Source organism: Plebeiibacterium sediminum (assembly GCF_026013605.1).
GTDB classification, from domain to species: Bacteria; Bacteroidota; Bacteroidia; order Bacteroidales; family Marinilabiliaceae; genus Saccharicrinis; species Saccharicrinis sediminus.
Genome location: NZ_JAPDPJ010000003.1, coordinates 147,992 through 161,959, shown reverse-complemented (window position 1 = coordinate 161,959; position 13,968 = coordinate 147,992). Strand labels below are relative to the sequence as shown.

Here is a 13,968-nt window from a genome sequence, read left to right as displayed (position 1 = left end):
TTATTATGATACCTGTAAAACTAACTATTGAAGGATTATACTCCTACCAGTCAAAACAATCAATAGACTTTAAAAAATTAAGCGACAACCACCTTTTCGGAATTTTTGGAAGTGTAGGTAGTGGAAAAAGCTCCATTTTAGAAGCTATTATATTTTCGTTATATGGTAAAACCGATCGTTTATTAAAATCAGGAGACAATCGTAATTACAACATGATGAACCTGAAATCAGATAAACTATTTATCGAGTTTGATTTTATTACAGGTAAGGATCAAAAAGAATTTAAAGTTGTTGTTGAAGGCAGAAGAAACAGTAAAAAGTTTGATGATGTTAAAACATTTTCCAGAACGGCATACATTAAAAATGGAGGTGACTACGCTCCTATCACAACAGAAGAACTTGAAGATTTCATTGGTTTAAGCTACGAAAACTTTAAACGAACTGTAATTATTCCTCAGGGTAAATTCCAGGAGTTTCTTCAGTTAAGCAATGCTGAAAGAACAAAAATGATGAAAGAATTATTTAACCTGGAGAAATACGAATTATACAACAAAACAAAACGTCTGGAAGAGAAAAACAACGAATCTATAAACAAATTAAAAGGAAGTTTGGAGCAATTAGGTGATGTTTCTGATGAACAATTAACCGAATTGGAAACCAAACAAAAGGAGACGACAGCAAAACTATCCTCCCTTAATGAAAAACAGGAGAAACAAACTATTCTCTTAAAAGAACTGGATCAATTAAAAGAAAACACCCTTCTGCTTGATGAATTCAGTAAAAAAAAGAAGGTTCTTGATGAGAAAAGTTCAACCATAAAGAAACTGGAAAAGGATATTGCTGATTACGAATATTGCGCCATTCAATTTAAGAGTATTTGCGATGCCATCGATAGACATCAAGCCAAAATAAATCAACTCAACCAGAATATTAAATCAGAAACTGAAACCCATAAGGCTTTAAAGGAAACTTACGGACAAAAAAGCAAGGATTATACTAAAATCCAATCGGAATACGAGCAGTTAGATGAACGTAGAAAAGAATTGGAATTCATTAAAAAATTAATGGATATTTCACTAGCTAAAGCTAAGGTTGAAAAGAATTTATCTCGCAAAGAAAACGGTGAAAAAGCAGTTAAGGATGTTATTGAAGCGATTAGTACACTTGAAACACTTGAAAAAGAAAAGTCTGCTTACTTAACGGAATTACGAAAATCACTACCTAATATAGAAGAATTAAGTCAGGCTCAAAAATGGCATTTGGAGAATAATAACTTCATTAAGCAACTCAATGATATAACGCTTGAGCATGACAAATTAAAAAATACCATTCATAATAATACTTCAGAAATTAATGAATTAATACAAAATTCGGCATTTAAAAATGGAGACACAAAAGATTTCAATAAATATCTGGAATTAATAAATGAAGAAAGTGTAAAAACGGAACAAGAACTGAAGAAGATCAATATTCTGATTGAAGAAAATTTAATTTATTCAGGTCTGGAAAGATATGCTCAAAACTTAAAGGATGGTTCACAGTGTCCGCTGTGCGGGTCCGAAAGTCATCCGGAACCTTTTAGCAACCACGATTTAACAACTAAAGTAAACAACCTAAAAAAATCAAAGTCCGATATTGAAAACAAAGTAAAACAACTCAATACATTCTTTCAACAGATCAACAACAAGATAATTGTTTTAAAACCACAAACAGAACAACTGGTTACCTTAGAAAATAAAAAACAGGATGTGAAACTTCAATATGAAAAGCATCAAAATTCTGTTATAACAAAGTTTAAAGACATTAACATTGTTAACGAAGCTGTTGCTAAAATAAAAGAAACACAAACCATCATAGATAAGACTGAAAAAGAACTTTCCATTAATAAATCCAACTACCAGGAATCACTAAAAAACAAAGAGAAGTACCAGATTGGACTACAAAAAATACAATCAGAAATTGATGCAGAGCAAAATACTATAAAAGTCCTAAGTCAGCAGATTCCTTCTGCATTTTTTGAAAAGTATGATAACTTTAATAACACTAAACTTCAGGAATCATATGATGATGTTAGTAACTCGATAAATAAAATTACAAAGGAGTACAAACAGCTTCATGAAGAAATAGAGTCTGTTAAAAAGAAAATAGACCAACTGGAAGGTAGCTTAAGTGCAAACCAAAATTTCCTAAAAGCCGAAGAATCTGAAATAACAAAACAAAAACAAATTCTGAACGATAAGATACTAGCCTCAGAATTCACAGATCTTACGAGTATAAAAACAATACTTGCAAAAGATATTGATATTAATAAAGAGAAAGAAATTATAACAAATTACCATAAGGAACACCAAACGGTAGATCATAAAATTAAGGAACTACAAGCGCTTCTTTTGGATAAAAAATATGATTCAAATGAACATGCACAATGCATTGCTGAACTAAAATCAATTACAGCTGATATTAATACTACCAATCAAATTCAAGGTGAAATAAGTACCAAAATTAAGGACTTAAGAAAGAAACTCTTTACAAAAGTTGAATTAGAAAAGGACTTAAATATACGCAACGAGAGAGGCGAAAACATCAAAATCATGAAGCGTATGTTTCATGGAAGTGGTTTTGTTAATTACATATCCTCAGTTTACTTACAAAATTTATGCTTGGCGGCAAACGAAAGGTTTTTTAAGATGACCAAACAAAAACTAAGTTTGGAACTAAGTAACGATAATAATTTTGAAGTTCGGGATTATTTAAATGGAGGTAAATTAAGAAGCGTAAAAACACTTTCGGGAGGACAAACCTTTCAGGCTGCTCTTTCATTAGCTTTGGCCTTGGCTGATAACGTACAGGCACTCACACAAACGGACCAGAACTTCTTCTTTTTAGATGAAGGTTTTGGTTCTCTTGATAAAGAATCTATGGAAATTGTTTTCAACACATTAAAAGGTTTAAAGAAAGAAAACAGAATTGTTGGAATCATTTCTCATGTAGAGGAATTACAACAAGAAATCCCTCTGTTTTTAAAAATAGTGCAGGATGAAGAAAGTGGAAGCTGCATTAACGAAAGCTATTAATTTTTCTTCTGTTTTAATTTTAAAAACTGCATTAATAGTTACTTAATGTACCTATTTGTCAGTCCTAAATTATGAATTAGCGTAATAAATTACGCTTCTTCGTAATAGCCATGGCCATAACCATATCCGTAGCCATAACCGTAACCATAGCCATAGTTAGATCCATATCCGCCTTGTTTCACATTCACATCATTTAAAAGAATCCCGACATGCTCTATCCCCTCTTCTTTTAAATTTTGGACTGTATGAGCAAAAACCTCTCTTACAGAATGGTTATGTCTTACTAAAAACACCAAACTATCTGACATTCTGCCTAAAATATAAGGATCAGCAACAACTCCCATTGGAGGTGAATCCAGAACAATAAAGTCATATTGTTCTCTTAATTCCTCAAAAAGCTTTTCTGTTTTTGCTGAACTAATTAATTCTGATGGGTTTGGAGGAATAGGTCCGGATGGTAAAACAAAAAGGTTATCTAGACCAGATGGAGCTGGAATAACTACATCACATAACTTTACCTTTCCAATCAAATAGTTTGAAAGACCATCATGATCATTTAAATCTAAAACCTTATTTAAACCCGGTTTTCTCATATCAAAACCAACCACAATAGTCTTTTTTCCTGCCAATGCAAAAACAGAAGCCAAATTGAGTGCACAAAAGGTTTTTCCTTCTCCTGGCATAGATGATGTGATAGTAACTACCGGTGATTCATTCTCTCCAACCATAAAATCCAAACGAGTCCGGATTCTTCTGAAGGTTTCAGTAACAACTGATTTCGGATGATATTTTACAACATTAGTTTCAGGCTTTGTACTATGAATAATTTGTCCAATTATCGGTAAAGACGTGATTTTTTCAACATCTTCAACAGAGGTAATTCTATTATTCAAAATTTGTTTAATGACTAAAAGTAATAACGGTAGCAGAATGCCTACCATAAGCGCTTTTTGATAGTTTCCTCTTGTATTTGGATATACCATTCCACCACTACGGGCTTTTTCCAATACCTGATGATCTGGTGTATTAGATGCCTTTTGTATTTGTGCTTCAGATCGTTTTCTTAACAAAAAGGTATAAACCTCATTATTTAATTGAAATTTACGCTCAATTCCCAATAATTTACGCTCTGTTTCCGGTAAACTATATAAAGCCTGCTCATAATTCAACTTCTCTCCATTGACTCTTTTTACTTCTTCTTTTAAAACCTCTTTTTGGTTTGCTATGGTAGTTAACAGTACATTTTTTGCCAACTCTAATTCCATCTCAAGTTGTTCAACTACCGGATTAACACTTTCGCCTAATGGTGTTGAAATAGCCAACATTTCAGTGTTCAGCTCCATAATTTTCTGAATCTGACCTGCAAAAAGTTGATTGTCGGTTTGATATATAGCGGGTGCTAAAATATCATTATCTAGTGTATCACACTTAAAATAATTGGTAAGATAATCCAGATAGTTTTGAGAAATAATAAGACTTGCTGTCTTTTGTTCGGCATCCTGAAGTTTATCTAAGAGATAATCTGCTTTTGAAGAAATACTTTGTATTCTATTTGATGTTCTGAAATTACTTAATTCAGAGCCGGTATTACTCAAGGAGTCACTGATGTTAACTAATTGAGATTCGATAAAATTAATAGTATTAGTAGCTATTTGATTCTTCTTTTCAAGATTGGATGCAATAAAAACATCGGCAAGAGTATTCAGAAATCTTACATTCTTTGTTCTGTTATCACCGGTAATCGATATTCTAATAATCGATGAACTTTCACTCATTTTGGATGCCCGCAATTGGCCTACATATTTTCCAACCAATGAATTTGGATGATTGAACTCAAAATAATGCTCCATGTCATCATTCATATTACAACCATCACATATAACCTTAAAACGAAACCATCTTGTAGTGATCCATTCTCCAAAATTATGTGTTTCAATATGCTCGTTTTTATCTAATCCCTGAGATGTTTGATTGGTTAAATAATTATAAGTGTAACTTCCATCTCCCCCATACTTTAATTCAAAAGTTGTTTTAGAAAGGGGTTTTACATAAAAAGAAACACCTACAAGCTGCCGATGCAATGTATCATACTCAACCCTAAAATTTGATGCCGGATATATTTCTGTCTTCTTCACATTTCCCTGCGCATAATAAGACACATTAAAATCCAAATTATTGATGGCTTTATGAACCATATCCCAGGATGTTAACAGAGCCAATTGATTATCAACACTTCTTAAGCCTGGTGTTAATCCAAACCCTTCCATCATATCGGTCTGAGGCATGTCATTCCCTCTCTCCTCCATCAAAATGCGCATAGAAGCACTATAGATAGGCGTAACCCATCGATGCATGGCAAATACACTCCCTAAAGCCACAGGAACAATAATAACAAATAACCACCAGTACTGTAAAACGTCCCTAATTAGTTTTTTATAATCGAGGCTAAAATTAAAACCGGAATCTGTACTTAACTTAGTGTTTGGACTTTTATTCATGGACTTAAATAGAATATATAGCTAGTGAATTAGGGATTGATTATACTATTTTGTTAAAGCAATAATGGTAATAGTAAAACTTAAAACTGTGGACAATACACCCAGGCTAAATGATTCGCCTATTCCCCATTGTTTTGCTCTCATTGGCTTAACATAAATTAAATCATTTGGATAAACATAATAATATTCCGAACCAACAATTTTATGATCTGTTAAATCCACTATCAAAGTTTCAGTTTTACCAGTTTTTGTAGGTCTGACAATTTTGACTTCCTTTCGTTTTGCTGTTGGTTTTAAGTCCCCGGCTTGACCAATAGCTTCAAAAATTGTAATTTGATCCTTTGACATCGACTGAACTCCAGGACTTCCAACTTCACCGAGAATTGTATAAGAGTTTGACCCTAATCGCACTAAGATATGTGCATCTTTTAAAAATGGTTTTAAAGCCTCTTTTATTTTATCTTTAGCCTGAAATATATTACACCCAGCAAGATTTATTTTACCAGCATACGGATAATCAATATTCATATCATCATCAATCATATACATGAACATTGTATTTCCCTGCATGTTTGAACCACTCATATTACTTCCTTGAGTAGCATTGAAAAATTCAGAAATTTTTGGATCAAATGTAGAAACCCTGATAAACAGATAATCATTAGTTTGTAAAATATATTTACCTGTAATTTCCGTTAATTCATTAAACTCCATTCGTGATTCTTTATCCTGAAGATAAAGGGTTTCTTTTTGGGGAATGCATGATGCAAAAAATAATATCAATAGGAATGGAAACCAAATATGGTTCTTTTGTTTGTTCATGTGTTAAATCTGAATAAGATTAATGACTTTTAAGCTTAAGAATCAACAAAAATAAACTTTTTAGGGAGATTTATACAGGAGCCTTCATAAAAATTAATTTTGTTTATGATCTTTAATAAGAATAATACAACATCATAAAAGTTTATTTGATTGTTTTTTGTAATTCAAATAGACTTATTTTGCAATAAAATCAATAGCATTGTCACATAACATGAACTTTAAAACAACACTCTTTTTCAAATCAATATTATTTTTGGTAGTACTACAAGCCTGTTCACCAAACAATTATAAGGCGACACATAGCTCGGTATATAAACACGATTCATTAGTAAAACAATGTGAGTATTTTACATGTATTCAGGATATTGACTCAACACTTCAAGAAGAATTAAAAAAACAAAACAAAAGACTGATTCAGATTTATTTAATTCGTCATGCAAAACCTGATATTCAAAAGAAAAAGTTTTATTCTCGCAAACAAGCTGAAAAATACCTTTATGATTACAACCATGTTCCTATTCAAAAATTCGACACTGGCTTAATCAAGGTAAATTTAGATAAAGATCATACTGTTTACTGTTCTGCATTAAGACGATCAATTGAAACAGCGCATACCATCTTTAAAGATAATTACCCAATTATTAGCGATAGTATTTTTAATGAGTTCGAAAATAAAATTATTAAGTCTCCTGGATTTATCCGACAACCTTTGCTTTGCTGGCAAATTTTAAGCAGAGGAACCTGGGCACTGGGAAGAAAACCTTCCGGAATTGAATCACACAAAAAAGCAAAAGAAAGAGCCTCTTATGCGGCATCAAAATTAATTGATATTGCAAATAAAGAAGAAACGGCAATATTGGTAGCTCATGGAATGCTAAACAGAGCTATTACAAAGAACCTAAAACTAATAGGCTGGAAAACCATTCAATCAAACGGACAAAAAAATCTGGGTGCAACAATCCTGATAAAAATAGTGGACATAAACTAGATATATTTTGGCACAAAAAAAGCCGGTCTCAAAGAAACCGGCTTCAAATATATTTACAAGTAAAATTTTAAACGAATCTGCTTTGTTATTTTAAAACATCTTCAACAGGAACATATGGTAAATCAAATGCTTCTGATACGCCTTTATAAACCACATCTCCTTTGATAATATTTAATCCAAGTCTTAGAGCTAAATTATCTTTACAAGCTTGCTCCCACCCTTTATTTGCTAATTGCATTGCATAAGGTAAAGTTGCATTTGTTAACGCTAAAGTTGATGTAAATGGAACAGCGCCAGGCATATTGGCAACTGTGTAATGAATTACATCATCAATAATATAAGTTGGATCATCGTGAGTTGTTGGTTTTGAAGTTTCAAAACAACCACCCTGGTCAATAGCAACGTCAACCATAACAGTTCCTTGTTTCATTGTTGGCAACATATCTCTGGTGATTAACTTAGGTGCTTTTGCTCCCGGTATTAATACTGCACCAATGATAACATCAACATCTTTAACAAATTCACGAACTCTCATTTCATTAGGAACCATCGTTTTTACGTTAGCAGGCATTACATCATCCAAATAACGTAAACGATCGATATTTAAATCCATAATGGTAACATCAGCACCTAAACCTGCCGCCATTTTAGCAGCTTGTGTACCAACAACACCTCCTCCAATTACTAATACTTTAGCTGGAGGTACTCCTGGAACACCACCTAACAACACACCTCTTCCTCTGTAGGTTCTCTCTAAGTATTTTGCACCTTCCTGAATTGCCATACGACCTGCAACTTCAGACATAGGGATTAACAATGGTAATTTTCTATCTGGTGTTTCAACTGTCTCGTAACTTAAACATATTGCTTTTTGCTCAATCATTGCCTTAGTTAATGGCTCACATGATGCAAAGTGGAAATATGTAAATAACAATTGATTTTCTTTAATTAATTTATATTCAGGTTCAATGGGTTCTTTTACCTTAACAATCATCTCTGCTATAGCATAAACATCTTCAATTGTTGGTAAAATTTTCGCACCAGCTTTTTCATAATCCTCATCATAAAAATCAGTACTCAAACCTGCTCCTGATTGAACGTATACAGTGTGACCTGCTTTGGTCATTTCTAAAACACCTGAAGGTGTCATACCTACTCTATTTTCAGCAGGTTTAATTTCTTTTGGAACTCCTATTATCATGGTTAAATATTTAAAGGTAATTATATCTTACTTTTCATTGTTCATTAAGGCAAAATAGCAGAATTATTCTTATTTGTACTATGAATATTATCATTCAAAAAAGCTGCATTTCGTCAGGAAATATATGCCTTCAAACATATTTCAGTTTTCATTACATTTGCTACTTCAAAATGAAATAATGAACAACATATATATATATAATCCAACCAGCGAAATGGCGTTGGCAAATGGCACCGTAAGCTACATGCCTCCCAAAAATTTACAAACTTTTGAAAAAGATCTGGCATTTGTACCATCTTTTTTTGCTGAAGATGATGATATAATTATCATGGATGCAAAGCCTGATCCGGATTTTATCAAAATGTGGCAGGATATGGGTTTGCCCAAGCTAAAATACCTTAACTTTTCTGAAATCAAAGACGTTATAACTTTCAATCACCTACGCCCATGGAGTTGGAATCAGACTGTTCATCATAAATTCAAAACCATATTACCAAACTGTAGTGATGATTTTAAACTATCGCCCAACTACACCTGGAATAATGAACACAAGTTTTTTTTCAGCAGAAACTCTGCAAATCGTGTTCAAAAATACATTTCAGAAAAAGTTGTTAATCATCATGCCGTTAACATCCCTTGTCCCGCAATAAACATTAATTCTGTTGAAGAGATGCAAGAATGGCTCAAAAACTACAGTAAAGCCATTATTAAAATGCCCTGGAGTAGTTCAGGCAGAGGAATTCATATTATTGATGATGAATCGGGTAAAAATATTAATTACGATTGGATAAAGGGAGCTATTAAACAACAAGGCTTTGTTACTGCTGAACCTTTACTGAATAAGATTTTTGACTTTTCGTTTCAGTTAAACATTAAGCGAAACGGAGCTATTGAGTGCTTGGGCTATTCGTACTTTTTAAATGATTCGAAGGGGCATTTTATTGGAGGTAACATCAACTGGCCTCATAAAGAAGATGATATTAGTGAGTTTTTAAACAGTTCAACCTTGCAAGAAGCTACTCAATTGCTCATTACAGGGCTTAAAACTATTGAACCTCATAAATTTCATGAAGGCCCAATAGGTGTTGATGCTATCGTTTTTATGGATAATAACAATACATATAAAATTCACCCATGCCTTGATATTAACTGGCGTTACAATATGGGATTGATCAATATAAGACTCCCAAGGTTTGTTCATAAAGAAGCAAAAGGAAAATGGCTTGTTGGTTCTTTTAAACCAGGCGAATGGAATCAGTTTATTCAAAAAAGCAAAGAGGCAAATCCTTTGGCTCTTGTAAACAACAAAATAAAAAGTGGTTTTATTAATATGACTCCACCAAATGAAAATGCCAGATTTGGTGTATGGATGGAGATTTTTAAATAATATTGTTTTAACAATCAATTTACTTTGATTCTGTATTCTTGTGCATATTTAATATATATGCTTAAGAAAAAACAATTTGGTTCAAACTTTATTTGGGGAACTGCCATGAGTGCATTTCAAAATGAAGGTTGGGCAACTGCAGACGGTAAAGGAGAATCAATATGGGACAAATTTACATCTGGTAGTAAACTCATCAAAAACCAGGATCAAATAGGTAATGCCTCCAACTTTTATAAGGACTATAATCAGGATATCAGTCTGGCAGCCTCTTTAAATTTTAATGTTTTTCGTTTCTCTATTTCATGGTCAAGAATATTCCCTGAAGGAATTGGTCAAATCAATAAAAAAGGCGTTGATTTTTACCATCAGGTCATTGATTCTTGTTTAAACAATGGATTAACTCCATGGATTACTTTATATCACTGGGATTTACCCCAAAAACTGGAAGATCGTGGGGGATGGACAAACAGAGCAATTATAGATTGGTTTAGCAATTACGTAGACTTTTGCACAAAAGAATTTGGTAGCAAGGTAAAACACTGGATTGTTATTAATGAACCCATGTCGTTTACAGGACTGGGGTATTATAATGCATATCATGCCCCTGCAAAAAGCGGACTTAATAATTTTTTAAAAGCAGCTCACCATGTAACACTATGTAATGCTATTGGAGGAAGAATTACAAGAGAGAATGTTTCAGACGCTCAGATTGGAATGGCACTAAGTTGCTCGAATGTTAAAGCAGTAGATAAACGATCTATAAATAAAAGAGCTGCAAGTCGTGTTGAGGCTCTTTTAAATCGATTTTTTATAGAACCTGCATTAGGGTTAGGATATCCTTCAGATCACATTCCCGGACTATCATTAATTCTTAAATATTTCGAAGAAGGAGATGAAGAGTTAATAAAATTTGATTTCGATTTTATAGGATTACAATATTACTTTAGAGTTGTTACTAAATTCAGTCTTTTCCCACCGGTATTGTTTGCCACAGAAATTCCACCCAAAGATCGAACAAAAAATTTAAATGCCATGAATTTAGAAGTCCATCCCAAAGGATTATCTAAAGTCCTGAACTTTTATAATCAATACCATGGTATAAAAAAAATTATCCTTACCGAAAGTGGAGTTTGTTATCCCGACCAGATCATTAATGGAGAAGTGAATGATACAAAAAGATTAAGGTATCATCAAAAAATATTGAAAGAAATACTAAAAGCAAAAAAGAAAGGGATACCTGTTGACGGATATTTAATATGGACATTAGTTGATAACTTTGAATGGAGAGAAGGTTTTAGTCCACGTTTTGGATTAGTACACAATAACTTCAACACTCAGGAACGTATAATAAAACAATCAGGATACTGGTTTCAAGAATTTTTAAAATAAGATATTCACATACATCATTTCTGGTATAAAATTTACTAAATAGGTTTTTACAATAAAAAGCATCATTTTTGCAGTAATGAAGCCTGAAAAAAATGACTATTTCGATAATAACAGCTACTTATAACGCAGAAAAAACTATAGAATCTGCTATTCGCTCTATATCTGATCAGAATTATTCTGACATTGAATACATTATTGTTGATGGAGGATCAACAGACAATACATTACAAATTATAGAGAAATATAATGATCAGGTTCAACATTTTATTTCTGAACCAGATAAAGGCATTTACGATGCTATTAACAAAGGTATATCACTGGCAACAGGCGATATAATTGGAGTACTTCATGCCGATGACATTTTTTATGATAACGACATTCTAAAACGAATTGCTCTGGAGTTTAAACAAGGTCATTACAATGCCGTTTACGGAGATCTTCAATATGTAAATGCTCAAAATACCGACAAGGTAATTCGATATTGGAAGAGTTGTGACTTTAAATCATCACTTTTAAAAACAGGATGGATGCCTCCTCACCCTACTCTATTTGTACAAGGAGAGGTATTTAACAACATTGGTAATTACAGTTTAAAATACAAAATAGCGGCCGATTACGACTTTATCCTTCGTTTATTCTCTACTCCTGGATATTCTTTTAAATATATACCACAAGTCATTACTAAAATGAGAGTTGGAGGAGCAAGTAACAAAAGCATTAAAAACATTATTCAAAAGTCAAAGGAAGATATTTCGGCCTTGAAACAAAATAATATAGGCGGCGTATCAACACTCATTTGGAAAAATGTATCCAAAATACCTCAGTTTTTTAAAAAGTAGTTTATCACATTTAACCTAATAAAATGAAATTTAAAACCACATACTTCAGTATTCTTAAAATAACTATTCTACTTTTTGTAGTATCAGGCACATCTGTTGCTCAACAAATCAGTTATTATCAAAATCAGGAATACAATCCTTTTTACAAAACAGTTTATCAGCCCGGTAATAATTTTCATACCTCTGTTCAACCTTTTAGAATTGACAAAATAAATGCAATTGCAAATGTTGATTCACTTATTTATGATGGAATAAGAAAACCTAGTGGCGATTTAAATTTCTGGCGTAGAATATTTAAGGATCACTTGTTAAAATGGGAAGATAAAGATATTTCTATTAGAGTAAATCCACTTTTTGACTTTGAAGTAGGTAATGAAATGGATGAAAGTCTGCAAACATGGACCAATACCAGGGGGCTTTTTATTGAAGGAAACATTGGTAAGTATTTTTACTTTTATACTGATTTTCTTGAAAACCAGGCAGTATTTCCTAATTATTACAACGATTTTGTATTTGAACGAAAAGTAGTTCCTGGACAAGGAAAAACACGAAGTAAAGGTGAACGCACTCACGATTATGGTCAATCAACCGGATTCATTTCATTTAATCCTATAAAGTGGTTTAATGTTCAATTGGGTCAAGGAAAAAACTTTATTGGAGATGGTTATCGATCACTACTTTTATCTGACAACTCATACAGTTATCCTTACTTAAAATTTAGTGCAGAGTTTAAAAAAGTACATTATATGGTGATGTGGGGACAACACAGAGATTTATTTAACATTGATCCTGCTGATGAAAGCAGGGATATGAGATATCCTACTAAATATTCTGCATCACATTATTTAACTGTAAATATTGGTAAAAGATGGTCTGTTGGTCTTTTTGAAAGTGTTGTTTGGGCTGCTCAGGATGCTGCTGGAGATAGAAATTTTGATTGGGCTTACATGAATCCGTTTATTTTTTACCGACCTGTTGAATACTCTATTGGTTCGCCGGATAATATTACCATGGGTGCTAATATTAAATATTTAGTTGGACAACACAACGTATTATATGGCCAATTTGTTATGGGTGAATTTAAATCTGATGAAGTTTTCTCAGGAAATAAATGGTGGGCCAATAAACAAGGGTTTCAATTGGGTATGAAGTGTTTTAACCTGTTTGGCATCAATAATTTATATTTCCAGGCAGAGTATAATCAGGTTCGACCTTACACCTACTCTCACAGAGAAACCATTTCCAATTATGCACATTATAATCAGGAGTTGGCTCATCCACTGGGAGCTAATTTCAGAGAAGGGGTTTCATTTTTAAGGTATAAATACAAGCGCTGGCATTTTAACCTTGAATTTATGGCTGCTATGAAAGGAAAAGATTTTAGTGACGAGGTAAGTTATGGAGGTAATATTTTCCTGGATAATGATACACGCCCTAATGAATATGGTAATACAATTGGGCAAGGCTTAAAAACAAACTTACAATACCTCGATGGAAACATCAGCTATATGATTAATCCAAGAAACAACTTTAATATTGCTTTGGGTGCCCGATACAGAAAAGAAAGTAACGATGTTGAAACTCAAAACACACAAATGGTTTGGTTTGCTGTTAGAACATCATTAAAAAACCTGTATAGAGATTTCTAAAATTAATAAAGAAGATACAAAACGAAGAGCTGCAACTTACAAAAATTGCAGCTTTTTTTTGATTAAGCAACCAGACACCTTTGCTATAATTTAGGTTTTTTTTGTAAAAAAGATATCTAAC

General features: G+C 32.7%; 9 protein-coding genes. 6 read left to right on the top strand and 3 right to left on the bottom strand.

Annotated elements, in window-relative coordinates; genetic code table 11:
* The first annotated feature begins 5 nt into the window (after nt 1-5).
* Nucleotides 6-3,074, top strand: coding sequence for an SbcC/MukB-like Walker B domain-containing protein (locus tag OM075_RS03265; protein ID WP_301189040.1), 3,069 nt, complete (start codon nt 6-8; stop codon nt 3,072-3,074).
* An 89-nt stretch (nt 3,075-3,163) separates the two neighbouring features.
* Here OM075_RS03265 and OM075_RS03260 read toward each other — a convergent pair whose 3' ends face one another.
* Together OM075_RS03260 and OM075_RS03255 are read right to left on the bottom strand one after the other, a co-directional pair.
* On the bottom strand, nt 3,164-5,572 hold the full coding sequence (locus OM075_RS03260; protein WP_301189039.1) for a polysaccharide biosynthesis tyrosine autokinase: 2,409 nt from the start codon (nt 5,570-5,572) through the stop codon (nt 3,164-3,166).
* A gap of 45 nt (nt 5,573-5,617) precedes the next feature.
* The gene (locus OM075_RS03255; RefSeq protein ID WP_301189038.1) at nt 5,618-6,394 is read right to left on the bottom strand and encodes a polysaccharide biosynthesis/export family protein; all 777 of its coding nucleotides are present in this window, start codon (nt 6,392-6,394) and stop codon (nt 5,618-5,620) included.
* A gap of 253 nt (nt 6,395-6,647) precedes the next feature.
* Here OM075_RS03255 and OM075_RS03250 point away from each other — a divergent pair, with 253 nt between their 5' ends.
* The gene (locus OM075_RS03250) at nt 6,648-7,382 is read left to right on the top strand and encodes a histidine phosphatase family protein (RefSeq protein WP_301189037.1); all 735 of its coding nucleotides are present in this window, start codon (nt 6,648-6,650) and stop codon (nt 7,380-7,382) included.
* An 85-nt stretch (nt 7,383-7,467) separates the two neighbouring features.
* Here the strand turns inward: OM075_RS03250 and ald are convergent, their stop codons facing one another.
* A complete protein-coding gene (ald, locus tag OM075_RS03245) occupies nt 7,468-8,583 on the bottom strand; it encodes an alanine dehydrogenase (RefSeq protein WP_301189036.1) in 1,116 nt (371 codons plus the stop codon).
* Nucleotides 8,584-8,761: 178 nt separating this feature from the next.
* On the opposite strand from ald, the gene OM075_RS03240 reads away from it, so the two are divergent.
* From OM075_RS03240 to OM075_RS03225, 4 genes are all read left to right on the top strand, one after another.
* The gene (locus tag OM075_RS03240; RefSeq protein ID WP_301189035.1) at nt 8,762-9,970 is read left to right on the top strand and encodes a hypothetical protein; all 1,209 of its coding nucleotides are present in this window, start codon (nt 8,762-8,764) and stop codon (nt 9,968-9,970) included.
* A gap of 57 nt (nt 9,971-10,027) precedes the next feature.
* A complete protein-coding gene (locus tag OM075_RS03235; RefSeq protein ID WP_301189034.1) occupies nt 10,028-11,359 on the top strand; it encodes a glycoside hydrolase family 1 protein in 1,332 nt (443 codons plus the stop codon).
* A gap of 92 nt (nt 11,360-11,451) precedes the next feature.
* The gene (locus tag OM075_RS03230) at nt 11,452-12,198 is read left to right on the top strand and encodes a glycosyltransferase family 2 protein (protein ID WP_301189033.1); all 747 of its coding nucleotides are present in this window, start codon (nt 11,452-11,454) and stop codon (nt 12,196-12,198) included.
* Nucleotides 12,199-12,221: 23 nt separating this feature from the next.
* Complete coding sequence (locus tag OM075_RS03225; protein ID WP_301189032.1) at nt 12,222-13,847, top strand: hypothetical protein; 1,626 nt, start codon at nt 12,222-12,224, stop codon at nt 13,845-13,847.
* Nucleotides 13,848-13,968: the final 121 nt, after the last annotated feature.